Annotated in this window: 28 protein-coding genes; 19 read left to right on the forward strand and 9 right to left on the reverse strand. The window is 68.9% G+C overall.

What is annotated here, in order from left to right; translation table 11 throughout:
- Positions 1-10 precede the first annotated feature (10 nt).
- From pxpB to AMK34_RS14900, 4 genes are read left to right on the forward strand one after another with little or no spacing between them, the layout of a single operon-like run.
- On the forward strand, positions 11-622 hold the full coding sequence (gene pxpB / locus AMK34_RS14885) for a 5-oxoprolinase subunit PxpB (protein WP_073845762.1): 612 nt from the start codon (positions 11-13) through the stop codon (positions 620-622).
- Positions 619-1,491: a biotin-dependent carboxyltransferase family protein gene (locus tag AMK34_RS14890; protein WP_073845763.1), complete on the forward strand. Its 873-nt coding sequence runs from the start codon at positions 619-621 to the stop codon at positions 1,489-1,491. Before pxpB ends, AMK34_RS14890 begins: the two co-directional genes overlap by 4 nt.
- Positions 1,479-1,892, forward strand: a complete 414-nt coding sequence (locus AMK34_RS14895; protein WP_037334753.1) for a hypothetical protein — start codon at positions 1,479-1,481, stop codon at positions 1,890-1,892. The genes AMK34_RS14890 and AMK34_RS14895 overlap by 13 nt, the downstream gene beginning before the upstream one ends.
- Positions 1,892-2,323: a hypothetical protein gene (locus tag AMK34_RS14900; RefSeq protein WP_073845764.1), complete on the forward strand. Its 432-nt coding sequence runs from the start codon at positions 1,892-1,894 to the stop codon at positions 2,321-2,323. Before AMK34_RS14895 ends, AMK34_RS14900 begins: the two co-directional genes overlap by 1 nt.
- Here AMK34_RS14900 and AMK34_RS14905 read toward each other — a convergent pair.
- Complete coding sequence (locus AMK34_RS14905; RefSeq protein ID WP_038521352.1) at positions 2,316-3,170, reverse strand: aminodeoxychorismate lyase; 855 nt, start codon at positions 3,168-3,170, stop codon at positions 2,316-2,318. The genes AMK34_RS14900 and AMK34_RS14905 overlap by 8 nt on opposite strands.
- A 30-nt stretch (positions 3,171-3,200) precedes the next feature.
- Here AMK34_RS14905 and ygfZ point away from each other — a divergent pair, with 30 nt between their 5' ends.
- From ygfZ to AMK34_RS14920, 3 genes are all read left to right on the forward strand, one after another.
- The gene (gene ygfZ, locus AMK34_RS14910; RefSeq protein ID WP_073846298.1) at positions 3,201-4,328 is read left to right on the forward strand and encodes a CAF17-like 4Fe-4S cluster assembly/insertion protein YgfZ; all 1,128 of its coding nucleotides are present in this window, start codon (positions 3,201-3,203) and stop codon (positions 4,326-4,328) included.
- Between the two features lie 439 nt (positions 4,329-4,767).
- Entirely contained in the window at positions 4,768-5,331 is a 564-nt protein-coding gene (locus AMK34_RS14915) for an RsiG family protein (RefSeq protein ID WP_007032564.1), read from the forward strand.
- Positions 5,328-6,275 carry an asparaginase gene (locus AMK34_RS14920; protein ID WP_073845765.1) on the forward strand — a complete coding sequence of 316 codons (948 nt, stop codon included), beginning with the start codon at positions 5,328-5,330 and terminating at the stop codon, positions 6,273-6,275. Before AMK34_RS14915 ends, AMK34_RS14920 begins: the two co-directional genes overlap by 4 nt.
- Here AMK34_RS14920 and AMK34_RS14925 read toward each other — a convergent pair.
- Positions 6,272-7,171: a hypothetical protein gene (locus AMK34_RS14925; protein WP_038521360.1), complete on the reverse strand. Its 900-nt coding sequence runs from the start codon at positions 7,169-7,171 to the stop codon at positions 6,272-6,274. The two genes, AMK34_RS14920 and AMK34_RS14925, sit on opposite strands and share 4 nt — an antisense overlap.
- Before the next feature lie 207 nt (positions 7,172-7,378).
- Between AMK34_RS14925 and AMK34_RS14930 the strand changes: the two genes are divergently transcribed.
- The 5 genes from AMK34_RS14930 (at position 7,379) to AMK34_RS14950 (ending at position 11,323) form a co-directional block, all read left to right on the forward strand.
- Entirely contained in the window at positions 7,379-7,564 is a 186-nt protein-coding gene (locus tag AMK34_RS14930) for a DUF3073 domain-containing protein (RefSeq protein ID WP_016338022.1), read from the forward strand.
- Positions 7,565-7,652: 88 nt separating this feature from the next.
- Positions 7,653-8,513 (forward strand): 3-hydroxybutyryl-CoA dehydrogenase, encoded by an 861-nt coding sequence (locus tag AMK34_RS14935; RefSeq protein WP_016338023.1) that lies wholly within the window; start codon positions 7,653-7,655, stop codon positions 8,511-8,513.
- 74 nt (positions 8,514-8,587) lie between these two features.
- On the forward strand, positions 8,588-9,511 hold the full coding sequence (locus AMK34_RS14940) for a Gfo/Idh/MocA family protein (RefSeq protein WP_038521365.1): 924 nt from the start codon (positions 8,588-8,590) through the stop codon (positions 9,509-9,511).
- Positions 9,512-9,733: 222 nt separating this feature from the next.
- Complete coding sequence (locus tag AMK34_RS14945; RefSeq protein ID WP_038521368.1) at positions 9,734-10,387, forward strand: VanZ family protein; 654 nt, start codon at positions 9,734-9,736, stop codon at positions 10,385-10,387.
- Between the two features lie 177 nt (positions 10,388-10,564).
- Complete coding sequence (locus tag AMK34_RS14950; RefSeq protein WP_083649868.1) at positions 10,565-11,323, forward strand: GNAT family N-acetyltransferase; 759 nt, start codon at positions 10,565-10,567, stop codon at positions 11,321-11,323.
- Here AMK34_RS14950 and arfB read toward each other — a convergent pair.
- From arfB to AMK34_RS14980, 6 genes are all read right to left on the reverse strand, one after another.
- On the reverse strand, positions 11,312-11,743 hold the full coding sequence (gene arfB, locus AMK34_RS14955) for an alternative ribosome rescue aminoacyl-tRNA hydrolase ArfB (RefSeq protein ID WP_016338029.1): 432 nt from the start codon (positions 11,741-11,743) through the stop codon (positions 11,312-11,314). The genes AMK34_RS14950 and arfB overlap by 12 nt on opposite strands.
- Positions 11,744-11,778: 35 nt before the next feature.
- Positions 11,779-12,849 carry a phosphoribosylformylglycinamidine cyclo-ligase gene (gene purM / locus AMK34_RS14960; RefSeq protein ID WP_038524798.1) on the reverse strand — a complete coding sequence of 357 codons (1,071 nt, stop codon included), beginning with the start codon at positions 12,847-12,849 and terminating at the stop codon, positions 11,779-11,781.
- Positions 12,850-12,879: 30 nt separating this feature from the next.
- Positions 12,880-14,418: an amidophosphoribosyltransferase gene (gene purF, locus AMK34_RS14965; protein WP_007032554.1), complete on the reverse strand. Its 1,539-nt coding sequence runs from the start codon at positions 14,416-14,418 to the stop codon at positions 12,880-12,882.
- Between the two features lie 215 nt (positions 14,419-14,633).
- Positions 14,634-15,035 carry a hypothetical protein gene (locus tag AMK34_RS14970; protein ID WP_038521372.1) on the reverse strand — a complete coding sequence of 134 codons (402 nt, stop codon included), beginning with the start codon at positions 15,033-15,035 and terminating at the stop codon, positions 14,634-14,636.
- The gene (locus AMK34_RS14975) at positions 15,019-15,258 is read right to left on the reverse strand and encodes a DUF397 domain-containing protein (protein WP_038521375.1); all 240 of its coding nucleotides are present in this window, start codon (positions 15,256-15,258) and stop codon (positions 15,019-15,021) included. The genes AMK34_RS14970 and AMK34_RS14975 overlap by 17 nt, the downstream gene beginning before the upstream one ends.
- Positions 15,259-15,542: 284 nt before the next feature.
- A complete protein-coding gene (locus AMK34_RS14980) occupies positions 15,543-16,421 on the reverse strand; it encodes a helix-turn-helix domain-containing protein (protein WP_038521377.1) in 879 nt (292 codons plus the stop codon).
- 202 nt (positions 16,422-16,623) lie between these two features.
- Here AMK34_RS14980 and AMK34_RS14985 point away from each other — a divergent pair, with 202 nt between their 5' ends.
- On the forward strand, positions 16,624-17,421 hold the full coding sequence (locus AMK34_RS14985) for an SAM-dependent methyltransferase (RefSeq protein ID WP_038521380.1): 798 nt from the start codon (positions 16,624-16,626) through the stop codon (positions 17,419-17,421).
- Positions 17,422-17,504: 83 nt separating this feature from the next.
- Here AMK34_RS14985 and AMK34_RS14990 read toward each other — a convergent pair whose 3' ends face one another.
- Positions 17,505-17,885: a sterol carrier family protein gene (locus AMK34_RS14990; protein ID WP_073845766.1), complete on the reverse strand. Its 381-nt coding sequence runs from the start codon at positions 17,883-17,885 to the stop codon at positions 17,505-17,507.
- 53 nt (positions 17,886-17,938) lie between these two features.
- Between AMK34_RS14990 and AMK34_RS14995 the strand changes: the two genes are divergently transcribed.
- The 6 genes from AMK34_RS14995 (at position 17,939) to AMK34_RS15020 (ending at position 23,424) form a co-directional block, all read left to right on the forward strand.
- Entirely contained in the window at positions 17,939-18,556 is a 618-nt protein-coding gene (locus tag AMK34_RS14995; RefSeq protein ID WP_037334719.1) for a type VII secretion system-associated protein, read from the forward strand.
- Positions 18,557-18,660: 104 nt separating this feature from the next.
- The gene (locus AMK34_RS15000) at positions 18,661-19,476 is read left to right on the forward strand and encodes a lysozyme (RefSeq protein ID WP_037334716.1); all 816 of its coding nucleotides are present in this window, start codon (positions 18,661-18,663) and stop codon (positions 19,474-19,476) included.
- 192 nt (positions 19,477-19,668) lie between these two features.
- Complete coding sequence (locus AMK34_RS15005; protein WP_038521386.1) at positions 19,669-20,514, forward strand: lysozyme; 846 nt, start codon at positions 19,669-19,671, stop codon at positions 20,512-20,514.
- 164 nt (positions 20,515-20,678) lie between these two features.
- Positions 20,679-21,473, forward strand: coding sequence for a Twin-arginine translocation protein TatA (locus tag AMK34_RS15010; RefSeq protein ID WP_073845767.1), 795 nt, complete (start codon positions 20,679-20,681; stop codon positions 21,471-21,473).
- Positions 21,470-22,579 (forward strand): pentapeptide repeat-containing protein, encoded by a 1,110-nt coding sequence (locus AMK34_RS15015; protein WP_073845768.1) that lies wholly within the window; start codon positions 21,470-21,472, stop codon positions 22,577-22,579. Before AMK34_RS15010 ends, AMK34_RS15015 begins: the two co-directional genes overlap by 4 nt.
- Positions 22,576-23,424 carry a hypothetical protein gene (locus AMK34_RS15020; RefSeq protein WP_073845769.1) on the forward strand — a complete coding sequence of 283 codons (849 nt, stop codon included), beginning with the start codon at positions 22,576-22,578 and terminating at the stop codon, positions 23,422-23,424. The genes AMK34_RS15015 and AMK34_RS15020 overlap by 4 nt, the downstream gene beginning before the upstream one ends.
- Positions 23,425-23,478: the final 54 nt, after the last annotated feature.

The raw sequence follows: 23,478 nt of genomic DNA on the forward strand, positions 1-23,478 counted from the left end.
CGTACTTCCGATGCGGTGGCGTGCCTACGGCGAGCACGCCGCCCTGCTCGACTGCGCCTCCCTGGCCGAGTCGATGGCGGCGCACGCGATGGTCTCCTCCGCGCGCCCGGACGGCATCACCGAACTCGTTCCCGGCGCCCGCAGCCTGCTCGTGGTGGAAACCCCCGGCTCGGGCGCGCTCGCGACCGTCCGTGAACTGCTGGCGGACGCCGACCTCGACCATCCGCCGGAAGACGAATCCCGCGAGATCACCCTCGACGTGACCTACGACGGCGAGGATCTCGAACTCGTCGCACGGGACGCCGGAGTGTCCACAGAGGACGTCGTCCGGTTGCACACCGGCGCCGTCTACACCGTGGCGTTCACCGGTTTCGCGCCCGGATTCGGTTACCTGACCGGGCTTCCCGAGCCGCTCCGGCAGCCGCGGCTGCCCGCTCCGCGCACTCGCGTGCCACCGGGTTCGGTCGGTATCGCGGGCGAGTTCACCGGCGTGTACCCGCGCGTCTCGCCCGGTGGCTGGCGGCTGATCGGGCACACCCGGACCGTCCTGTTCGATCCCCGCGCCGACCGGCCCGCGCTGCTGGCGCCCGGCGACCGCGTGCGGTTCCGGAGCGCGGGATGAGGGCCCTCGAAGTGCTCGAGACCGGTCCGCTCGCGCTGATCCAAGATCTCGGCAGGCCCGGCTACTCGCATCTCGGCGTGCCTCCGTCGGGCGCGCTGGACGTCCCGGCGCTGAAACTGGCCAACCGGCTCGTCGGCAACGCCGAGGACGCGGCCGGGGTGGAGTGCCTGCTCGGCGGGCCGCGGCTGCGCGCGACGACGTCCTGCACGGTCGCGGTGACCGGTCCTCCCGTCGCCGTCGAGGTGGACGGGCGTCCAGTCGGCTCGCACGCTCCGGTGTGGCTGGCGGCGGGACAGGTCGTGGCGATCGGCGCGCCTGCCACCGGATTACGGTGCTATCTGGCGGTTTCCGGCGGCATCGTGGTCGACGCGGAACTCGGCAGCCGGTCGCGGGACGTCCTCTCGGAGATCGGCCCCGCGCCACTCAAGAAGGGCGACGTCCTGCCGCTCGGCCCGTCGTCGGTGCCCGGCGGCGCCGACGTCGTGCTGCCCACGACGGCACCGGCGGAACTGGTCGTGCGGGTGGACCCGGGCCCGCGGGCGCACTGGTTCGAGGATCCGGCGGCGGGGCTCGCGAAGACCTGGACGGTGACGGCGGAATCCAACCGCGTCGGGCTCCGGCTCGACGGCCCCGCGTTGACTCGCGTGCCCGAATACGCGGAGCGGGAACTGCCGAGCGAGGGCCTGCTGACCGGCGCCGTGCAGGTTCCGCCGAACGGGTTGCCGGTGGTGTTCTTGGCGGATCATCCGACTACCGGTGGTTATCCGGTGGCGGCCGTGGTGAGACAGGCGTCACTCCCGGCCCTCGCGCAGGCCAGACCCGGAACCCTTCTCCGCTTTCACTCGTCCACGAGGGTGTGGAACAGGTAAAGGTCGACGGTGGCACAGGTGTCATCGACACGAATTCGGTCCCAACCCAACCGGAACTGCCGCAGTCGCTGCGGATCGCGCTGGCCACCGGCCAGATGCGGCGCCCGCTCGGCGACACGCTCCGCCCGCTTCTCGACCTCTTCGCCGACGGCGAGTACCAGGTCACCGGACCCGAACGGCTGGCCGAGGACCGCTACCTGACCCCGAGCGCCGACTGGCCGCCCGCCGATGTGTCCCGGGTCGGCTACTACCGGACCGCGATCAAGAGCGGGCACCGGCCGGTCGCGGTCGTGCTGGAGACCACCGACGCGGCGGTGATCCTCGACGGGCACCACAAGATCGCGGCTTACCGTGAGGAAGAGATCCTGCCGCACCTGCTGATCATCAGCCCGCTCGGCTGATGGACGGCCCGCGGTTCCGCGATCCCCAGATTCGGCTCGGGAACCTTACCGCCGAGCCGATCCTGATCGTCTGTCCACGCTGCTCGGGCCGCGCTTCGGTCACTCACGAACGGCTGACCTGCGCCGGCTGCGCCCTGGTGCGCGTTCCCCCTGAACCCCACTACCACGTGTGGAACCGGCCCATCGACCCGTTCTTCCGCGAACCGCTGTGGCTGCGCGCCGACTGCTGTGGCGGGAACACCCTTTGGGCGTTCCACGAACGTCACCTCGACCTGCTCGAACGATTCGTCGCGGCGAAGCTGCGCGAACGCGGGCTCGGGAATCGTCCCGGCATGACCTTGGTGGCCCGGCTGCCCGCCTGGATCACGACGGCCAAGCACCGGGACGAGATCCTTCGCACCATCGCCAAGCTGCGCGCGACGCTCAGCTGATCGCGTACTCGCTCTCGTACGCGGCGGCCAGCTCGGCGTGGATCGCGCTGGAGTCGGTGAGCGCGACGCCGTCGAGCGTGTGCACCCGGGTCAGCTTGCGGACCGACGAGGCGAGGAAGAGCCCTTCACCCTCGGTGAGGTCCGAAACCTTGAGCGGCTCGACCTTGACCGACCAGCCCGCGCGCTCGGCGCCGCGGAACAGCGCCGCCTGCGTCGTCCCCGGCAGGATGCCGATGGTCGCCGGCGGCGTGTAGAGCGTCTTGTCCTTCGCGAGGACGACCGTGGAAGTCGGTCCTTCGAAGACCGAACCGTCGGCGGCGGTGAAAATCACATCGCTCGCGCCACGGCGGCCGGCCTCCCGCAACGCCGCCATGTTGACGCCGTACGAAATCGACTTCGCGCCAAGCAGCAGCCACGGCGCGCGCTCGGCGAGGTCGGCCTCGATACCGCGCTCGAGGGTGATCGCCGCGACGCCTTCGACGCGGGCCCGCTGGACCTTCTCGTCGATCTCCACACCGAGCGCGAACCCGAACGGCTTCGCCTCCGGATCGCCGTCGATTCCCCTGGTGTACACCAGTTTCAGCGCGATCTCGGCCGGGCCGGACCAGTTGTCGATGACCGTCTGCGCGGCCCGCTCCCAGACCGCGAGGTCCGGCTCCGGCAGGTCGAGCATGGCCGCGGAACGGGCCAGCCGCTCGAGGTGCGGGCGGAGCTCGCGGGGCCGTCCGTCGACGACGAGGATCGTCTCGAACACGCCGTCGCCGCGAAGCAGTCCCAGATCGTCCACCCGCAGGTGGGCGGCTTCGGGGTCGGCCAGGGTCCCGTCGAGGAAGGCAAGCACGCGCATGGGGACACGGTACTCACTAGCATGGGTTTCATGCCCTACCGCTCCCCCTTGCTCGACCTTCCCGGACCGATCGCGGCACCCGACGGGCATCCGGAGGAAGGTGTCCCGTGGCACTGGGGTGACCCCTTCGCCGAGCAACGGACCGCGGCGCGCGGCGCGGTCGTGATCGACCGTTCGCACCGCGAGATCCTGGCCGTCACCGGCGAAGAACGGTTGTCCTGGCTGCATTTGGTGATCTCGCAGCATGTCACCGGGCTCGCCGAGGGCACCGGTACCGAGGCGCTCGTGCTGGACAGCCAAGGCCGCGTCGACACGCACATGGTCGTCGCGCACGCGGACGGCACGGTGTGGCTGGACAGCGACCGGGGCGCGGTGGCCACCAGCGCGTTGCCGTCCGGCGGCAAGCAGACACTGCGCGACTACCTCGAAGCGATGAAGTTCTGGTCCAAAGTGGACATCCGCGATGTCTCGGACGAGCTGGCGCTGCTGACCGTCCTCGGCCCCGACGCGGACCGCGTGCTGGACGTCGTGGGTGTCTCCGTGGGCTCGGACCCGTACTCGGTCGTGGCGATCCCCGGCGGTTTCGCGCGGCGGATGCCGTGGCCGGGACGGCACAGCGTCGACCTCGCCGTGCCCCGCGCCGACCTGGCCGGCTGGTGGCGGCGCCTGACCGACGCGGGCGCGCGACCGGCGGGCAGCTGGACCTTCGACGCGCTGCGGGTCGAATCGCTGCGGCCGCGCCTCGGCGTCGACACCGACGAGCGCACGATCCCGCACGAGGTGAACTGGGTCGACTCCGCCGCGCACGTGGCGAAGGGCTGCTACCGCGGGCAGGAGACCGTCGCGAAGGTCCACAACGTCGGGCGGCCGCCGCGGTACATGGCGCTGCTGCATCTGGACGGTTCGCCGGAGATCACGCCGGAGACCGGCGATCCGGTGGTGCTGGGCGAGCGGACGGTGGGGCGCGTCGGCAGCGTGGTGCAGCACCACGAACTGGGCCCGATCGCGCTGGCACTGGTCAAACGCTCGACGCAGCCGGGTGCGGAGCTGCTGGTGGGGGCCGAGGACCGCGTCGTGCAGGCGACCATCGACCCGGACTCGGTTCCGGGGGAGGCTCCGGCTCCCGGCCGGGAAGCGGCTCAGCGGCTGCGGGGCTGAGCCGGTGCGCCCAATGTGGCATCGGAGACGCTCAGTGTCCCCAATGCCACATTGGGGACACTGAGTCTGCGGCTTTCCGCCGGCGGCCGCGCGTGAAGGGCCCCATCCCTCGGCTGAGCGCTGGAAACTCGGCCTTCACTCACGACCGAAGTACATGAAGGGGTCCTTCACTGCGCTAGACGCAATGAAGGGGTCCTTCACGTACTCATCCACAGGTTGTCCACAACCCCGCCCACCTGTGGACAACTCCGCCGACCAGCACTTTTCCCCGCCCACCCCCGGTAGACTGGACCAGGGGCCGCCCCCGGGACGGGTGGGGGGCGGGCTCTGGAAGGGACCGAAAGAGCAGCCGCCCGGCGGAGGGTCTCGGAAGGGGCGGAGATCCTTGTGGTATCGCTCCCTGCGGAACATTTCCGCTGGAGCGCGATAAGCTACGCGCGTGATCGAAGTCCGGCCCGGTGGTCGCCGTCGTATCGACCGCGTGCTCGGCCCTGGGTATCTCAGCGACCTCGGCGAGCTGACGCTTTCCGTGCTGCGCGAGCGCCGTGACGAGGCCGCGCAGGAGGAGACCGACCTGTCGTACCTGCGGCGCCTGCTCCACGCGCGCATCGACATCGTGCGGGCCGAGCAGGAGCGCCGGAGTTCCGGCGGCGAGAGCAGCGTCGTCGAGCGGCTGGCCGCGATCCTGGCGGACAACGCGATCGGCCCGGCCACGGGCTCGGGGAGACATCAGCGGCTGGAGCCGTCTCGCGCGGGCGAGCACCGGCGGTTCGCCGAGGCCCTCATCGGCGACACGGACCTTTCCGACGTCAGCACCCTCTCGGACGAGAAGCTGGTCAACGCCCTCAACCGGTACGCCGACGAAGAGGTCTCCGTCTCTTCGTACCGCCGCGAGGTGCAGAGCGTGATGGACACGATCAACGCCGAGATCGCGACCCGCTACCGCAAGGGCACGGCGTCGGTCGACGATCTCCTCGACACCGAACGCGGCGGGTCCGAGTGACGAATCCGGTCCTGGTCGAGGTCGTCCGATCCGGTTTCGTGGAGAGCGTGCACCGCGGCGCGCTCGTGATCACCGCCCCGGACGGCTCGGTGCGTTTCTCCGCGGGCGACATCGAGCGGCCGGTCTACCCGCGCTCGTCCAACAAACCCCTGCAGGCCGTCGGCATGCTCCGCGCCGGCCTCACCATCGACGACGAAGAACTCGCGCTGGGCTGCGGCTCGCACAACGGCGAACCCGGCCACGTCGAGGGCGCCCTGGCGATGCTGTCCCGCGCGGGACTCACCGAGGACGCGCTGTCCTGCCCGCCCGCCTTCCCGCTGCACGAGCCGAGCATGCTGGCCGTCGCCTCCGCCGGGAAACGCCGGGCCGCGATGAACTGCTCCGGCAAGCACGCCGCGATGCTCACGACCTGCGCGCAGGTCGGCTGGCCGACCGACGACTACGCGGCCGAGATCCACCCGCTGCAGAAGATCATCCAGGCCACGGTCGCCGACCTCACCAGCGAAACGATCGAGACGGTCGGCGTCGACGGCTGCGGCGCACCGCTGTTCGCGTTCTCCCTCACCGGCCTCGCGCGTTCCTTCGGCAGGCTGGTCACCGCCATGGGCGGGCCGGAACGCCGGGTCGCGGACGCGGTCCGCGCGCATCCGTGGCAGGTCGCGGGCACCGGCCGCGAGGACACCGTGCTGATGCGGACCATCGACGGCCTGCTCTCGAAAGGCGGCGCCGAGGGAGTGCACGCGTTCGCGCTCCCGGACGGCACGGCGCTGGCACTGAAGATCGACGACGGCGCGGCCCGCGCCCGGCTCCCGCTGCTGCTCGCGACCCTGCGCCACCTCGGCATCGACCCGGGCGACGAAGCAGCGGACCTCGCGCGCGACGCGGTGCTCGGCGGCGGGAAACCGGTCGGCGAGCTGAAGGTCGCCGCCGGTCTCTTCGGCTAGTTCGCGCGTTCCCGCGCGGCCAGGTCGCCCCAGAAGTCACGCAGGTCGGCGAACAGTTCCGCCAGCTCGTCGACGTTGCCGGTGCGGAGCGCGTCGAGGATGTCGTGCACCTCTTCGGCGGTCGTGTCCGACTGCAGGATCGAGTCGGCGAAGAGCTGCACGAGACCGCCGTAGTCGAGTTCGACCGCGGAGCCGGGGTGGAAGCTGTCGAGCCAGCGTCGCGTCTCGAGCAGCACCCGGCCGGGTCCCGAGTCACCGAAGGTCGCTTCCAGCAGGTCCCCGACCTCGCGGGCGCGATACCGCGCGTCGGCGATGGAGACCCGCCACGACACCTCGCGCTCCGGATCGTCGCGTCCCTTGCCGAGTTTGACCCGGCGCATCCCGGGGTCGAACAGGACGAACCACGGGAGCGGAACGGTCCACGTCGTCGAGAGCGTGTGCGAGGCCGAGGCGGACAAGTCGCCGATCGCGGACTTCGCCCGCGAGCGGATCATGTCCAGCGACGCGCCGCCCGCGTCGAGCACCGCGTTCTTCAACGCCGGATGCGCGTCACCGAGGAAGGTCACCAACGCCGCGGCCGAGCGCGCGCGGATCTCCATCGGGCAGATCAGCGGTCCCGGGCCTGCGTCGCCGTGCTCACCCTCGGGCACGTCTTCGGGGTCCAGCACGAGGACGTCGGTGACGAGACTGGGGGCGGCCCTGCCGTCCGCGAGTTCGGCGGGCAGCAACCGCCCGACATGCTGTGACTTGAGCCACAATGCCTGCTCGCGCTCGCCCGCGGACGAACGATCGAGCCGGGCCGCTTCGACGGCCTCGAGCAGCCGTTCGTCCGGTGGATCCCCCAGCGCGAGCAGGGGCTCATAGACGCGGAGATAAGCCGCGAACGGACGGGGCACACGAGCATCGTGGCACGCCGACCTGCGACTATCGCCACCGACCGGCCGGTAACCGGCGTTCGGAGAACACTGTCGCCACCGGCACACCGTGCCACGTCGCATCCAACCCCCCGGACACGGTACGGTGTCAGCAGGAAAGAATTGTCGAGACGATGCGGGGCCGCCGATTCCCCCGGCCGCCCCGCCCCTGTGCGAGGGGGTCGAGCCATGGGGCGCGGCCGGGCTAAGGCCAAGCAGACGAAGGTGGCGCGCGAGCTCAAGTACAGCTCGCACGAAACCGACTTCGATGCTTTGCAGCGCGAGCTGTCCAGTAGTTCCTCGGAAGACAGGCACGAGGACGACAAGCGGTACGACGAAGACCCGTACGACGGGTACGACGAATACCGCCGCTGAGCAACGCGTGACACGCGAGGGTGGATCCGGGCTTGCCCCGGTGACCACCCTCGCGTGTCGCGTGCTGCCCAAAATATGAGGAGGTGCCATGTCTGACGTAGCGCGAGTAGGTGTCGTCGGGGCCGGGCTCATGGGCTCGGGCATCGCCGAGGTGCACGCACGGGCCGGACTGGACGTGATCGTCACCGAGGTGAACCAGCCGGCGCTGGACTCCGGGCGGGCGCGGATCGAGAAGTCGCTGCAACGCGGCGTCAAGAACGGGAAGCTCTCGCAGGAAGACGCCGACGCCGCGCTCGGACGACTCCGCTTCACCACCGAGATCGGCGAGTTCGCCGACCGCGACCTCGTCATCGAGGCCATCCTGGAACAGGAGCAGGCCAAGGTCGAGGTGTTCCGGTCGCTGGACAAGATCGTCGAGCGTGAGGACGCCGTGTTCGCGTCCAACACCTCCTCGATCCCGATCATGAAGCTCGGGATGGCCACCGGCCGCCCGCAGCAGGTGATCGGCATCCACTTCTTCAACCCGGTCCCGGTGCTGCCGCTCGTCGAGCTGGTGCCCTCGCTGCTGACCAGCGACGACACCGCCCGCCGTGCCGAGGAGCACGCGACGACGGCGTTGAGCAAGACGGTGATCCGGTCGCAGGACCGCGCCGGGTTCATCGTGAACTCGCTGCTCGTGCCGTACCTGCTTTCCGCGATCCGGATGATCGAGTCGGGCTTCGCCTCCGCGGAGGACATCGACCGCGGCATGGAGCTCGGCACCGCGCACCCGATGGGCCCGCTGCGGCTGTCGGACCTGATCGGCCTGGACACCATCAAGGCCATCGCGGACTCGATGTACGCCGAGTTCAAGGAGCCGCTGTACTCCTCGCCGCCGCTGCTGCTGCGCATGGTCGACGCCGGCCTGCTCGGCAAGAAGACCGGTCGCGGCTTCTACAGCTACTCCTGACCCACGCTTTTCCCACGCGTTTAGTCCTCTGAATGCGGTTCTTGCACGCGCAACGACCGCAATCAGAGGACTGAATGCGGGGCCCTAGACTCGGGGGTGTGGGACAGGGACAGCTGCGCGCGGGTCTGGTCGGTGCCGGTCCGTGGGCGAAGACGGTGCACGCGCCAGGTCTCGCCGATCACCCCGGCATGACGTTGCGCGCGGTCTGGGCCAGGCGTCCCGAGGCCGCGAAGGAGCTGGCCGAGGCCCACGGCGCCCAAGCCGTCGACAGCTTCGACGAGCTGCTCGACCAGGTGGACGCGGTCGCGTTCGCCGTGCCGCCCGCCGTTCAGGCGGAGCTGGCGGTCCGGGCGGCCGAAGCGGGCAAGCATCTGATCCTGGAGAAGCCGATCGCCGCGGATCTCGACGGCGCGCGGAGGCTCGCGGACGCGGTGGAGGCCGCCGGTGTCGCGGCTCTCGTGGTCCTGATCCTGCGTTTCTCACCGATGACCCGCGAGTGGCTCGACGGCATCAAGGAAGCCGGCGGCTGGCGGGGCGGCGGGGCTCGATGGCTTTCGGGCGCGTTGCTCGGCGGTCAATACCAGTCCTCGGCGTGGCGGCACGACTCCGGCGCGCTCGCGGACATCGGCCCGCACGCCTTCGATCTGCTGGACGCGGCGCTCGGCGAGATCACCGACGTGCTCGCGGCGAACCGGACCGATGACGATCTGTGGCAAGTGCTGTTAGCCCACGAGGGTGGCGCGACGAGCACGGCGACCCTGTCGCTGCGGTTGCCGATCCAGCCGACGGTCGTCGAAGTCGCCGTCTACGGCGAGCACGGTTACCGCACGCTCGGCCGGAAGCCGGGCTCGGCGGGCGAGTCGTACACCGCGCTCCTGGACGATTTCGCCGCGATGGCCGCGAGCGGGACGACCTCGCACCCGTGTGACGTACGTCGCGGGCTGCACCTCCAAAAGCTGCTCGAACGCGCGCGGGAGCTCGCCGGACACGGCAAGTAGTACACAGGTCACCCACAAGGCTTTTCCTTGCGGGATAACACCTTCTTCCGGTTACTTCGCGGCCGTCCACAGGTTTGTCCACAGGTTCCTTTGTGGACGGTGCCGAGCATGGGAAAACCTTTTCCGCCACCGGAAAAGATCACCTCTTAGTGCGTCCGCTCCGCCATGCCGAGTCGATCTTGTGATGCGAAGGTGATCTTGGGCGCTCCGGAAAGGAAGGCCATGGGTGAGCTGCTCCGCGCTTTCGGTGTGATGATCCCGTTGACGATCACCGCGGTTCCGTACGCACTGCTCGGGTGGCCGCTCCTCGCGGCGCATCGGCGGCGGCGAAGACAGGCCGACCTCTTCTCCGCGTCGGCGACGGCCGCCGTCGACATGACGCTCGTGCTGGCCGGTTTCCTGGTGTTGTGCCTGGTCACGATGCCGGTGACCGGCGCGCACGGCAGCAGGCTGAACCTCGAACCCGGCACCGACCTGCGCCTCGCGCTGAACGACAGCGCCAATCTCTGGCAGGCGCTGGGCAACGTCCTCATGCTGAGCCCGCTCGGCGCCCTGCTCCCCCTGCGGTTCCGCCGCCTGCGCTCACTGGGCCGGATCGCGCTGGGCGCGCTGGCCGTCTCGGTGCTGGTGGAGGGCACGCAGTACCTGATCCAGGCGGGCCGGGTGACGTCGGCGGACGACATCCTGCTGAACACCCTGGGCGCCGTCGCGGGCGCCGCGGTGAGCAAACGGCTGTGGCACCGCCTGGACGTCCGGCCGCCCGTGGCGATCCCGGCGCAGGTCCGGCGGGTGTGCGAGGCGCCGGTCCGGCTCCGGGTCCCGAGATCGGTGTGGGACGAGCGGTATTCGGGCATCGCGCATCCGCAGCGGAGGTAAAGGGGTTGACCGTCGTGCGAAAGTGATCGCGAAAGCCCTACGTACCGAGAAAGAGGGATGCCTCATGCCTGACGCCTTCGGTGGCGTCGGCACGAGCTAGCCGGCGCACCCGCCAGCCCACCACGCACGCGGTTCCTCCCGTGCGTCTCTTTCTTCTGCCCGAAAGGCTTTCCACCAGTGCTTTCCGAGACGATTCGTGCTCTGCAGTCCTACATCCGCCTCACCGCGGCGAAATTCCGCGAAACCGAGCGGATCGGGCCGTTCCTGGCCACGTACTACCTCGAATCCAGCAGCCCTTTCCTCAACTACGCGATCCCCGACGACGGCGCCGTCCCCACCGAGGACGACGTCGCCGCGCTCACCGAGGCGTTCCGCAAACGCGGCCTCACGCCGCGTCTGGAGTTCCTCACCGAAGCCGTTCCGGCTGCCGAAGCCGTGCTCGTCCGGTGCGGTTACACGCTGGAGCGGCGGGTTCCGCTGATGATCTGCACCCCAGGGCAGATCGTCGAACAGCCGAAACCAGCCGGGATCAGCCTGGTCACCCCGAAGACCGAGGGCGAACTCCGGCAGATGATCCGGGCGCAGAACGTGGCGTTCGGGGAGACCGATCCCGACGAACACCTCGACCCGTCGCCGGATCAGCTGAGCGGCGAGACCATCTCGGTGATGGCGGTCGACGAGAACGGCGAGGTCGTCGGCGGCGGAGTCGCGACCGCGATCCTCGACGGCGCGACGGAGATCGCCGGGATCGGGGTGCTCGAGGAGTACCGGAGCCGCGGGATCGCCGCGGCGATGACGGAGTACCTGACGCGTGAAGCACACGCGCGCGGCGGCCGGTCGGTGTTCCTGACGCCGGGCGCCGGGCAGGCGGAACGCGTCTACGGCCGGGTCGGGTTCGAGACCGCGGCCGAGTGCGTGCACCTGTCAGTCATCTGAATAGCCGCCTCGGCGTGACTTCTTGACCTCGCCGCGGCGCTTCTTCGACGCCAGGCGGCGTTCCTTCGAACCCCGTGAGGGTTTGGTGGGACGCCGCTTGGCGGCCGGGGGCGCCGACGCGTCCGTCAGGAGCATCACCAGCCGCGCCCGCGCGGCTTCCCGGTTCATCAGCTGGGAGCGGTGTTCGGACGCGGCGATCGTGACGACGCCGTCGACCAAGCGCGACGAAAGCCGGTCCAGCATCCGCGCCCGGAGATGCTCCGGGACGGACGCCGAACCGGCCACGTCGAAGGACAGTTCGACCCGCGAGTCCGTGGTGTTCACGCCCTGCCCACCCGGGCCCGAAGACCGGGAGAACCGTTCGCTCAATTCGGCACCCGGGATCACGAACCGGGTACCGATCACCACGTCATCAGCCACGGACCCAGTGTGTCACCCGAGGCCAAGCCGTTAAATCAGAAGCGCGGGTGGTCGCCCGACAGCACGGCGCGCGGGCCGTCCGGGTCTTCCGCGGGCTGCACGTCGCCGAGGATCCACGCCGGCACGTGCCGCGCGGTCAGCATCGCGAGCGCGCGGTCGACGTCGTCGGCGCCGACGATCGCGACCATGCCGACGCCCATGTTGAACGTCTTCTCCAGTTCGGCGCGTTCGACCTTGCCGCGGTGGCCGATCAGCGCGAACACCGGCGCCGGGGTCCAGGTGCCGCGTTCGAGCCGCGCGACCAGGCCGCGCGGCATGACGCGGGCGAGGTTCTGCTCCAGGCCACCACCGGTGACGTGCGCGAACGTGCGGACGTCGGCCTCGGCCGCCAGCGCGAGGCAGTCCTTCGCGTAGATCCTGGTCGGCTCCAGCATCTCCTCGCCCAGCGAACGGCCGAACTCCTCGACGTGCCCGTCGAGCGGCATGCGCGCGATGTCCAGCAGCACGTGCCTGGCCAGCGAGTAGCCGTTGGAGTGCAGGCCGGACGAGCCGAGCGCGAGGACGACGTCGCCGGGGCGGACCCGCTCCGGGCCCAGCACGTTCGACGCCTCGACGACACCGATGCCGGTGCCCGAGAGGTCGTAGTCGTGCTCACCCATCAGGCCGGGGTGCTCCGCGGTCTCGCCGCCGAGCAGCGCGCAGCCCGCTTGGACACAGCCCTCGGCGATCCCGCCGACCAGCGCCGCGATCTTCTCCGGCACGACCTTGCCGACGGCGATGTAGTCCTGCATGAACAGTGGCTCGGCGCCGGTGACGACCAGGTCGTCGACGACCATCGCGACCAGGTCGATGCCGACCGTGTCGTGCTTGTCGAGCGCCTGGGCGACGGCGATCTTGGTGCCGACCCCGTCGGTCGACGAGGCCAGCACCGGCTCTTTCCACTTGTCCAGCTTCAGGGAGAACAGCCCGGCGAAACCGCCGACGCCGCCCATCACCTCGGGCCTCGTGGCCCTCTCGGCGTGCGGTTTGAGCAGCTCGACGGCTTTGTCACCGGCGTCGATGCTGACGCCGGCGGCGGCGTACGTGGCGCTCGTGGACTCGCTCACGGAAGCGGACTCCAACTCTGGAAGAGAGGTCTAGGGACGCCGGATGGCGTCCTCAGCACCGTACCCGGCAGGGCTGACGGGCTTCGCCGCGCCATTCACCGAGTCCAGGCTCTCCAGCAGGTGCTTCCCGATCAGCGCGTCTTCGGGCAGCGCGATCGGGTACTCACCGGAGAAGCACGCGGTGCACAACCGCGACTTCGGCTGCTCCGACGCCGCGACCAGCCCGTCCAGGGAGATGTAGCCCAAGGTGTCGGCGCCGATGGAGCGGCGGATGCCGTCGAGGTCGACGCCGTTGGCCACCAGTTCGGCGCGGGAGGCGAAGTCGATGCCGTAGAAACACGGCCAGCGCACGGGCGGCGACGCGATCCGGACGTGCACCTCGAGCGCGCCCGCCTCCCGCAGCATGCGGACCAGCGCGCGCTGGGTGTTGCCGCGGACGATGGAGTCGTCGACCACCACGAGCCGTTTGCCGCGGATGACGTCGCGCAGCGGGTTCAGCTTCAGCCGGATGCCCAGCTGCCGGATGGTCTGTGACGGCTGGATGAAGGTGCGGCCGACGTAGGCGTTCTTCACCAGGCCGGTGCCGTAGGGGATGCCGGAGCCCTGCGCGTAGCCGATGGCGGCCGGGGTGCCGGATTCGGGCACCGGCATGACCAGGTCGGCGTCGGCCGGGTGCTCGGCGGCGAGTTTGCGGCCGATCTCGACGCGGGTGGCGTGCACGCTGCGGCCGGCGATCGAGGTGTCGGGGCGCGCGAGGTACACGTACTCGAAGACGCAGCCCTTGGGCTCGGGGTTCGCGAACCGCGAGGAGCGCAGGCCCTCGGCGTCGATCGCGATGAGCTCACCGGGCTCGACCTCGCGGACGAACGACGCGCCGCAGATGTCGAGCGCGGCCGTCTCGCTCGCGACCACCCAGCCGCGTTCGAGCCTGCCGAGCACCAGCGGGTGCACGCCGTGCGGGTCGCGCGCGGCGTAGAGAGTGGACTCGTCGGCGAAGACCAGGCAGAACGCTCCCTTGAGGGTGGGCAGCAGTTCCAGCGCGGCGGCTTCGATGCCCTTGTCGGCGGCGTTGGCCGCGAGCAGCCCGCACACCAGGTCGGAGTCGCTGGACGAACCGGTCAGGCCCGCGTGCGGCTTGAGCCCGGCCTCGACCGTGCGATCCCGCAGTTCCGCGGTGTTGACGAGGTTCCCGTTGTGCGCGAAGGACAATCCGCTGCCGGTCGCGGTGGTGCGGAAGATCGGCTGCGCGTTCTCCCAGATGGTCGCGCCGGTGGTCGAGTAGCGGCAGTGCCCGACGGCGATATGTCCCTGCAGCGACTGCAGGACCTGCTCGTCGAACACCTGGCTGACCAGGCCGAGATCCTTGAAGACGACGATCTGCGAACCGTCGGAGACCGAGATGCCGGCCGCTTCCTGGCCGCGGTGCTGAAGTGCGTAGAGCCCGTAGTAGGTCAGCTTCGCGACCTCTTCTCCGGGCGCCCAGACACCGAAGACACCGCATTCCTCGCGGGGTTCCGGATCGGGCTGGTCGGTCACGGGCTGTCCGGCGAGGGACGGGTCGGAAACCACCGAGGTGCTCCCAGGGAGAAAGAGGGCAGGCCGCCACCAGTGTAAACGGTGAGCAGGAGATCAACGCGCCGCACGAGGTGGCGCTGGACACGCTTCGAGCTGGGGTGACACTGTGACCGTGAGTGACGAGCGGGTGTCAAGACCCGTCACTCACGACCCCCGACCAGCCGACCGCTCCCCCTCGACAGAGGCGGTCGACTGTGCTTAGGAGCTGACTAGCCGGCAGCCAGCCACTTGGACGTGCCGCCGCGGCCGGGGACCCAGCAGCCCTTGGCCGCGGTCTCCGGGAGGTGGAGCGAGCCGGGTGTGCGCTCGTCCGGGAGCGCGAGCAGTGCCGTCAGCACCGTCGCCGCGTCTCCGGTGAACCGCCACAACCAGACCTCGGGTTCGAGGATGTCCTCCTCGGTGCCCGGCATGCGGGTCGCGACGACGTCGTCCTCGGCGTTGAGCCGGACCACGTCGACCACGTTGTCGTGGACTCGCACGCCGACCACGGCCATGACCTCGCCGTTCGCGTCGCACGGGTGCACGAACTGGTACCCGCGGTGGATCAGTTCCTGCAGGCCGCTTTCGATGTCGGTGATTTCCGCGGTGATGGTGTCACCCGAGAACGTCATCGAATTCGCCGTCCTTGGCACCCGCGAGGAACGCGGCCATCTCGGCCTGGGTGTAGACGAGTGCGGGACCGGTCGGGAAGCGCGAGTTGCGCATCGCGATCTCGCCGGACGCGAGCGGTGCCACCTCCACGCAGTTGCCGATCGCGTTGCTGTAGCTCGCTTTGCGCCATTGCGCGCCGGTAAGACGATCGGCCGGGATGCCGTTGTCGAACTGTTCAGCCATGGTCCCCACCTTCCCCGACAGAAGACTTCGGGCGATGCATCTGCATGTGCATTTGCCTGTGATCCCAAAGTTAGCACGTGTGACTGCAGCGGTAAATGCACGTGCAGAAGTTTTTGCAGAATTCGCGTGCAGTGATGACTTAAGTCCTCAGCCGTCCCACCAAAGGGTGACGCGCACTGTCTCCAACGGGTGAACATCTACGACTTGTTGCCGGAATTTCGGGTGACCGCAAGAAAACCCCGGCCGTCCCCGGAACGGCGGTCAGCCCCACAACGGTGATCGACTCAGATTTCGGCGCGGCGCTTCATCAGCATCTGGCGGCTGCGGTCCGGCGTCTCCGCGTCGACGGCGAGCATGTCCAGCGCGCGGCTGTACCGCTCGATCTCGTCGCGCTTGTCGATGTAGTGCGCGCCGGTCAGGTACTCGGTGTACGCGATGTTCGGCAATTCCTCTTCCGCGAACCTGAGCAGCGAGAACGCGCTGTCCGCGGAGTAGCCACTCCGGTCGAACGGGAGGACCTGCACCGAGATGTTCGGCTGCTGGATCATCTCCAACAGGTGGTCGATCTGCGCCTTCAGGACCTCGCGGTCGCCGATCGGCCGGTGGAGCACCGACTCGTCGAGCACCAGCCACAACCGCGGCGCGTCCGGCCGCGACAGCATCTTCTGGCGCCGCATCCGCAGCGCGACCCGGCGGTCGATCTGCTCGTTGACCATGTCCTTGCGGCCGTGGCTCATGATCGCCCGCGCGTAGTCCTCGGTCTGCAGCAGGCCCGTGACGTACAGCGGCTCCCACACCTGGATGCGGGCGGCGGCCTCTTCGAGCCCGACGAGGTCGTTGAACCAGCTCGGCATCAGGTCGCCGTAGCGGCGCCACCAACCCGGCTCGTTCGACTCCTTGACCATGTCGAGGAACTGCTGCCGCTCACCGGGATCGGTCATCCCGTACATGGTCAGCAGGTCGGCGACGTCGCGTTCCTTGAACCCGACGCGGCCGAGCTCGAGGCGGCTGATCTTCGACTCCGAGCCGCGGATGCTGTAGCCGGCCTCCTGGCGCGTGATGCCCGCGTCCTCGCGCATCCGGCGGAGCTGAGAGCCGAGGATCATCCGTCGCGCGGTGGGACCCAGGGACTGCTCACCGCCAGGCGGGGTGACCGCGTTCATCGACCGGGGACCTTTCGCGCGACGACACTCACAGGAGAACAAGCCGATTACTGAAAGTACACGTTTGGGCCTCGACACGACAGGGATGGCTCGGTTTACCCGTCGCGTACGTGGTTCTACTCTACGTAGAGCCCGAGACTTCCGACACAGTTTTGTGAGGTTCAAGATGCCCGACGCCCCGACCCGGACGGAACGAGTGCCTGTGGGTGTCGACCCGACCCGGGCCAGCATCGCCCGGGTGTACGACGCCTTCCTGCTCGGCAAGGACAACTACGAGATCGACCGGGAGGTGCTGCGCAAGGTCCAGCAGGCCGCCCCGGAGGCGCAGGACCTGGCGACCGAGAACCGCGGCTTCCTGATCCGCGCCTGCCGGTTCCTCGCCAGCCAGACGGGCATCACGCAGTTCCTGGACCTCGGATCCGGCCTGCCGACGGCGGAGAACACGCACCAGGTCGTGCAGCGGATCAACCCGGAGATCAAGGTCGTCTACGTCGACAACGACCCGGTCGTGCTCGCCCACGGGCGGGCGCTGCTCGAGGAGAACGAGAACACGCACTTCGTCTCGGACGACATCTTCGAGCCGGAGCGGATCATCGACAACCCGGACATCCGGCGGCACATCGACTTCTCGCAGCCGATCGCGTTGCTGCAGCTCGGGACGCTGCACCACTACAACGGGCCGAAGGAAGCGCCGGCCCAGATCATGAAGAAGTACATCGACGCGTTGCCGTCGGGTTCGTACGTGGCGATCTCGCACTTCTCCGACCCGGAGGACGAGCTGTCCGAGACCGCCCGCAAGATGGAGGACTTCTTCATCCACAGCCCGATGGGCTCGGGCACCTTCCGTACCAAGGCCGAGATCGAGGAGCTGTTCCACGACCTCGAGATGGTCGAGCCCGGCGTCAAGCTGTGCGTGGACTGGTGGCCGGACGGCCCGCGGATCAAGGAGCTGAACGCGGCCCAGCGGACCATCTCGGGCGGCATCGGCCGTAAGGCTTAAGACCGCCTTCCGGCTGCAATGAAAGGTCCTTTCCTGGCAAAATTTGCGAGGAAAGGACCTTTCATTGCACGCCAGGGCGGGGTCTAGAGGCGGACCAAGGGCAGCCACCGGGCCAGATCGGCCCTGCTCCCGGAGGCGGTGACCCGCCCCGATTCGACGGCGTCGGCCCAGCCGAGCAGCCCGGTCGCCAGTTCCAGCCAAGTACGCGGATCCGTTTCGACGACGTTCGGCGGGGTCCCGCGGGTATGGCGCAATCCTTCGACACACTGCACAGCCGCGAACGGCGGCACCCGCACTTCGACACTCTTCCCCGGGGCGTCCCCGGCCAGCGTCCGCAGGCTCAGCCGCACCGCCGCGGCCAGCTCGGGACGGGCCGGTTCCGGACCGGATCCGCTCAACCAGGGGGAAATCGCCGCGATCGCGGCTCGTAACTCAGCGGGGTCGACCGTACGCGAAGAGGCCATGGGAGAACAGTAGAGTGAGCGCGAACAAACCTTCAGGCACCCGGAACGTGGGGATGGCGATGGCGCAGCGGGACGAGGCGGATCGGTTGGCGTCGAGCCCGGCGGGCAAGAAGAAGCCGAAGATCACCGAAGAGATGCGCGCCAACGCCAAGGCCAACCCGAACAGCTGGCTTTACGTCATCGACGAGGCCTTCGATCCCGACGGCCCGGTGCCGTCCTGGGCGGTCGTCGGCGCGTACCCGGTGAACGGCGGCGGCGAGATCGTCGAGGACTTCCACCCCAACGATCGCTACCGTCCCTCGCCCAAGGCGCTCGGCTTCCCGGAGCCGCGCAACGAGCTCGAGCAGCTCCTCCAGCTGGTGCGCACGAACCACCGCCCGGCCGCCGACCTGCCGCGCGTCATCCTCGACTCGACGCTGTTCGTCTACGCCCTTTCGCCGGTGCAGCGCACCGTTATCGGCTTCCACAACACCGACGGCAAGGTGCTCGTGCCCGCGTACACGGCCAAATCGCTGGTCCCGCGCGAATGGCCGCACGCCCGCGCGGTGCTGGGCCGGGACATGGTCCCGCTGCTCGCCGGGCACCCCGTGACGATCAACCCCCACGACCGGCTCACCGCGATCGTCCCCTCGGAGCACCTCGACAAAGCCCTTTCAGACGAGCGTCGTTAGGGCCCGATTAACCCACTCGGCCCAATTTTTTGGGCCCGAAAGCAACTCTTTCGGGTGATGTTCGAGTCGCTGATTCCCTTTTTCCGGGGGATCGTGGCGACGTGATGAGTCGCAGAGTGTGTTCGAAAGGCTGGGGGGCCGTCCTCGCGGCGGGGGTTCTGCTGCTCGCGCAGACCCCCGCCGTCGCACGGGAAAGCGGGCCCAGGTACGACGGGGCCGAGGAGCATTACGCCGGTTCCCAGATCGCGCTGCACGAAGGCGTCAACGTGTCGGTGGGGCCGCTGTACGGCGGTGAGGCGCAGACGCTCGGCCACGACGTCAGCGGCCATCAGGGCGACGTCGACTGGCCCGGCGCCGCGAGGACCGGCGCGAAGTTCGTCTATGTGAAGGCCACCGAGGGCACCGGCTTCGTCAATCCCCGGTTTCCCCAGCAGTACAACGGTTCCTACGGCGTCGGCCTGATCCGCGGCGCCTACCATTTCGCACGCCCCGACATCTCGGACGGCGCGGCGCAGGCGCACTACTTCGTCGACCACGGCGGCGGCTGGTCCGGCGACGGCAAGACACTGCCCGGCGCACTCGACGTCGAATACAACCCGTACGGCGAAACCTGTTACGGCAAGACGCCGGCGCAGATGGTCGCGTGGATGGCGTCGTTCGCCGAGACCTATCTGTGGCGGACCGGGCGGCATCCGGCGATCTACACGTCGACGAGCTGGTGGAAACGCTGCACGGGCAACAGCAACGTCTTCTGGCAGAACCCGCTGTGGATCGCGCGCTACAACACGGAGATCGGCGAGCTGCCCGCGAGCTGGAAGCACCAGACCATCTGGCAGTTCTCGAACAAGGGCAGTCTCCCCGGCGACCAGAACTGGTTCAACGGCACGATCGACCGCGTGCGCGCGCTGTCGCTCGGCTGAACACTCACCCGAGTGGGCGTTACAAGATCACATAACTCGACCTACTTGGAAATGAAAATCACCCACGCGTAGTACCAATTTCACGGAAGTTAGTGACAAACCCGGCACCCGTCGTCAACAATCGTGCCCGGACGGCTACCACCTGCAAGGTCGCCGTCCTCAGCGAGGGTTATCCGTGAAGGGATTGTCGTGATGCGCACTTCCCGAAGAATCGCCATCGCCGTCGGCTCCGCGCTGCTCCTGCTCAGCAGCACGGTCCAGGCGTCGGCCGCCCCGTCCCCCGAGATCATGTCGATCGAACAGGATCTCCAGCAGAACGACCACACGATCGGATCGCAGATCCGGCGCGTGGAAGGCGACACCTCCACCCCCGAGTCGAAGGCCAAGGCCGCCCAGCCGCAGCCCGAGGTCGGCGTGCTCGCGACGGTCGCGGGGATGGACGTGGCCAGTTACCAGGGCAACGTCGACTGGAACTACTGGTGGAACCAGGGCAAGCGCTTCGTGTGGACCAAGGCCACCGAAGGCACCAGCTACAAGAACCCGTACTTCGCCCAGCAGTACAACGGTTCCTACAACAAGGGCTTCATCCGCGGCGCGTACCACTTCGCCCTGCCGAACGTCTCGAGCGGCGCGGCGCAGGCCGACTTCTTCATCAACAACGGCGGTGGCTGGTCGAAGGACGGCAAGACGCTGCCGGGCGCGCTGGACATGGAGTACAACCCGTACGGCGCGACCTGCTACGGGCTGAGCCAGTCCGCCATGGGTTCGTGGATCCGGGCGTTCCACGACCGGTACAAGGCGCGCACCGGCCGCTGGCCCGTCATCTACACCTCCACGAGCTGGTGGAGCACCTGCGTCGGCACGTCGCAGAACTTCGGTGGCACGGTCCCGCTGTGGATCGCGCGCTACGCGTCCACCGTGGGCACGCTGCCCTACGGCTGGGGTTTCTACACCGTGTGGCAGTACACCTCCAGCCCGCTCGACCAGAACACCTTCAACGGCGCTTACGACCGCTTGCAGGCACTGGCCAACGGCTGAGCTGCGCATTCCGTGAAGAACGGCTCCCGGCCTCGGCCGGGAGCCGTTTTCGCGCGCGGGGTATTTTCCCCTTGGAAATCCCTGGCACGGGCGGATCCGGAACCAGCGCTGACCGCCGGTCGTCTGATCTGAAGCCTCAGGCCCCAGTACGGAAGGCGAGACCGATGACCTACCCACCCCAGCCAGGCCAGCCCTATGGCCAGGACCCACAGGGACAGCAGCCGCAGCAGGGTGGCTGGGACCCGAACCAGCAGTACGGTCAGCCTCAGCAGTACGGCCAGCAGCAGGGCTGGGACCAGACTCAGCAGTACCAGCAGCAGCCCCAGCAGGGCTGGGACCAGACGCAGCAGTACCAGCAGCCGCAGCAGGGCTGGGACCCGAATCAGCAGGGTTACCAGCAGGGCTTCGGTGGCCCGCCCGCGCCGCCGCAGAAGAGCAAGACCGGACTGATCATCGGGATCGTGATCGGCGTGGTCGTGCTGGTGGCGTTCGGTGTCACCGGGTTCGTCGCGCCGGGCTTCCTGCTGAGCAAGGACGAGCCGGTGGCCGCGCCGCCCTCGTCGTCCGAGCCCGCGCCGACCTCCGCGCCGCAGAGCAGCAGCCCGAAGTCGAGCACGACCAGGACCCCGCGGAGCACCGAAAGCGGCGGCAGCAGCTCCGGCGATCCTGCGGGCGTCAAGGTCATCCAGGACTTCCTCGCCAAGATCTCGTCGGGCGACCGGCAAGGGGCGATCGCCCTGGCCTGCGAGAACCGTCGGTCGAGCATGGGCTCCGTGCTCGACGTCTTCCTTCCGCCGGGCTCCACGGCCGAGGTCAAGCGGACGCAGGGGACGACCAACCTCGTCATGGCCGAGATCACCGGCACGGTCGAAGGTGAGGACGCCAAGGGAACGATGTTCGCGCAGAGCCAGTCCGGCTCCTGGTGCGTCTCTTCGCTTCTGGTCTCCAAGGCCCGATGAGGCGGTTCCTCCGCTCCCCGTTGCTGTGGACGTTCGTCCTCTCGTTCGTCCTGTTGCTCGCGGTCGGCGGCTGGTTGCTGACGGATCCGGCGACCAGCCGCAGTGAGGCGTTGAAGACCGGCGGTGTCGCCGGCGCCGCCATCGTCGCGCTGTACGCGTTGTGGCTCAACGACCGGCGACGCCGGGTGGAGGAACGACGGCAGGAGGTCGAACGGCAGCGGCAGGAGCTGGAGCTGCGGCGGGCCGACCAGGACCGGGACCGGATCTCGGACGAACGGTTCGCGAAGGCCGTCGAGCTGCTCGGGCACGACGCCGACCAGGTGCGGGTGGGTGCGCTGCACGCGCTGGCGGGGCTGGCCCGCGGTCGCGAGTTGTACCGGCAGACCGTGCTGGACATCCTGTGCTCGTACCTGCGGCGGCCGTTCGACCATCCGCGCTACGAAGGAGAGGCGAAACGTCCGGGGAACAAGCTTCCCGCACGGGGTAAGCCCGAGCAGGAGCAGGAACTCCAGGTGCGGCAGACCGCCCAGCGGCTCATCGGGGACCTGCTGCCGGCCGCGGATGCCGAGGACGCGCCCGGGTACGACCTCGACCTCACCGGGGCCGTGCTGGAGTACTTCGACCTGTCCGAGCGGAAGGTCGGCAAGCTCCTGCTCCGCTATGCCGGTCTGTACAGCAGCACCAACCTGTCCGGCTGCGTGTTCCTCGGGCCGGTCTACCTGACCGGCGCCGGGACGGAGACCGGCAAGCGGATCGGTTACTTCCGGTGCAACGAAGCCAAGTTCGAGCGGCGGGCGTGGTTCAGCGGGGTGCAGTTCAGCGAGGACGCCGAGTTCCGCGGCACCAAGTTCGCGGGCGAAACGTCCTTTAAGGACAGTGTCTTCGCGAAGGACGCCGTCTTCACGGACGCCGAATTCGAGGGGACGCTGGATCTGCGCCGTGCGCGGTTCGAAGGGTTCGGGGACCTGAAGTTCCGCAAGGCACCGGGTTCCGTGTCGCTGTACAACACTTCGGTGGACCCGGCGAGGGATCACGAACTCCCGGCGGACTGGTCCGTCGAAACGCTGCCGGACGGCCGTGCCCGGCTCACGATGAAGGACGTATGAGACGCCTGCTCAAGTCCCCGTTGTTGTGGACGTTGCTGTCGTCGGTCGTGGTGCTCGTGGGGGTCACCGCCTGGCTGCTCACGGATCGCGCGACCAGCCGCGGCGACGCGCTCAAGACCGGCGCGCTGGCGGGCGGGGCGATCGCCGCGCTCTACGGGCTGTGGCTCAACGACCGGCGAAGGCGGACCGAAGAGGACAGGCACGAGATCGAGCGCAGCCGGATCTCCGACGAGCGGTTCGCCAAGTCGATCGAACTGCTGGGCAACGAGGCCGATCAGGTGCGGGTCGGGGCGATGCATTCGCTCGCGGGGCTGGCCAGGACCCGGCCGGAGTACCGGCAGACGGTGCTCGACGTGTTGTGCGCCTACCTGCGACGCCCGTTCGACCATCCGAAGTTCCCGAGCGAGACCGACTGGGACAAGGAAACCGAGGCGGCCGCGGAACGCGAACGGCTGGTCCGGCGCGCGGCCGAGCGGCTGATCCGCGACATCCTTCCCCACGCCGGCACCACCGGGCCGACGCTGGGACTCAACCTCAGCGACGCCCGGCTCGACAAGCTCGAACTGCTCGGCAGGCGGGTCGGCTGGTTCGGCGCGGATCGCTGCGAGGTGGCGAGCTATGTGGATCTCACCGACGCTCAGGTTTCCGGGAAGTTCTCGCTCAAGGACGTGACCATCCACGGGACGCTCGACCTCACGAGGGCTCGCTTCGAACGCAAGGTGTCGCTGGACTATCTCGTCGTGGAGAAACCCGTCGACTTCGGCGTGGCCACCTTCGCGGAGCCGCCGTCGCTTGAGGGCGCGAAGTTCGCGGCCGGTTCGACGCTTCCCGGCCGCAGTACGTGAAGGCCCCCTTCCTTGCGTCTAGCGCAAGGAAGGGGGCCTTCATGTACTTGGGGA

It is taken from the genome of Amycolatopsis sp. CB00013 (genome assembly GCF_001905755.1).
GTDB lineage: Bacteria > Actinomycetota > Actinomycetes > Mycobacteriales > Pseudonocardiaceae > Amycolatopsis > Amycolatopsis japonica.

Bases quoted from the DNA above. Each gene is read 5' to 3' on its own strand.
- ygfZ (WP_073846298.1), top strand. From the start codon at position 3,201: ATGCCCTACCGCTCCCCCTTGCTCGACCTTCCCGGACCGATCGCGGCA.
- AMK34_RS14990 (WP_073845766.1), bottom strand. From the start codon at position 17,885: ATGGCCTCTTCGCGTACGGTCGACCCCGCTGAGTTACGAGCCGCGATC.
- AMK34_RS14980 (WP_038521377.1), bottom strand. From the start codon at position 16,421: ATGAACGCGGTCACCCCGCCTGGCGGTGAGCAGTCCCTGGGTCCCACC.
- AMK34_RS14930 (WP_016338022.1), top strand. From the start codon at position 7,379: ATGGGGCGCGGCCGGGCTAAGGCCAAGCAGACGAAGGTGGCGCGCGAG.
- AMK34_RS15015 (WP_073845768.1), top strand. From the start codon at position 21,470: ATGAGGCGGTTCCTCCGCTCCCCGTTGCTGTGGACGTTCGTCCTCTCG.
- AMK34_RS14935 (WP_016338023.1), top strand. From the start codon at position 7,653: ATGTCTGACGTAGCGCGAGTAGGTGTCGTCGGGGCCGGGCTCATGGGC.
- AMK34_RS14940 (WP_038521365.1), top strand. From the start codon at position 8,588: ATGCGGGGCCCTAGACTCGGGGGTGTGGGACAGGGACAGCTGCGCGCG.
- AMK34_RS15005 (WP_038521386.1), top strand. From the start codon at position 19,669: ATGCGCACTTCCCGAAGAATCGCCATCGCCGTCGGCTCCGCGCTGCTC.
- AMK34_RS15000 (WP_037334716.1), top strand. From the start codon at position 18,661: ATGAGTCGCAGAGTGTGTTCGAAAGGCTGGGGGGCCGTCCTCGCGGCG.
- AMK34_RS14905 (WP_038521352.1), bottom strand. From the start codon at position 3,170: ATGCGCGTGCTTGCCTTCCTCGACGGGACCCTGGCCGACCCCGAAGCC.
- pxpB (WP_073845762.1), top strand. From the start codon at position 11: ATGCGGTGGCGTGCCTACGGCGAGCACGCCGCCCTGCTCGACTGCGCC.
- AMK34_RS14975 (WP_038521375.1), bottom strand. From the start codon at position 15,258: ATGGCTGAACAGTTCGACAACGGCATCCCGGCCGATCGTCTTACCGGC.
- AMK34_RS14900 (WP_073845764.1), top strand. From the start codon at position 1,892: ATGGACGGCCCGCGGTTCCGCGATCCCCAGATTCGGCTCGGGAACCTT.
- AMK34_RS15010 (WP_073845767.1), top strand. From the start codon at position 20,679: ATGACCTACCCACCCCAGCCAGGCCAGCCCTATGGCCAGGACCCACAG.
- AMK34_RS14890 (WP_073845763.1), top strand. From the start codon at position 619: ATGAGGGCCCTCGAAGTGCTCGAGACCGGTCCGCTCGCGCTGATCCAA.
- AMK34_RS14995 (WP_037334719.1), top strand. From the start codon at position 17,939: ATGGCGATGGCGCAGCGGGACGAGGCGGATCGGTTGGCGTCGAGCCCG.
- AMK34_RS14970 (WP_038521372.1), bottom strand. From the start codon at position 15,035: ATGACGTTCTCGGGTGACACCATCACCGCGGAAATCACCGACATCGAA.
- AMK34_RS14945 (WP_038521368.1), top strand. From the start codon at position 9,734: ATGGGTGAGCTGCTCCGCGCTTTCGGTGTGATGATCCCGTTGACGATC.
- AMK34_RS15020 (WP_073845769.1), top strand. From the start codon at position 22,576: ATGAGACGCCTGCTCAAGTCCCCGTTGTTGTGGACGTTGCTGTCGTCG.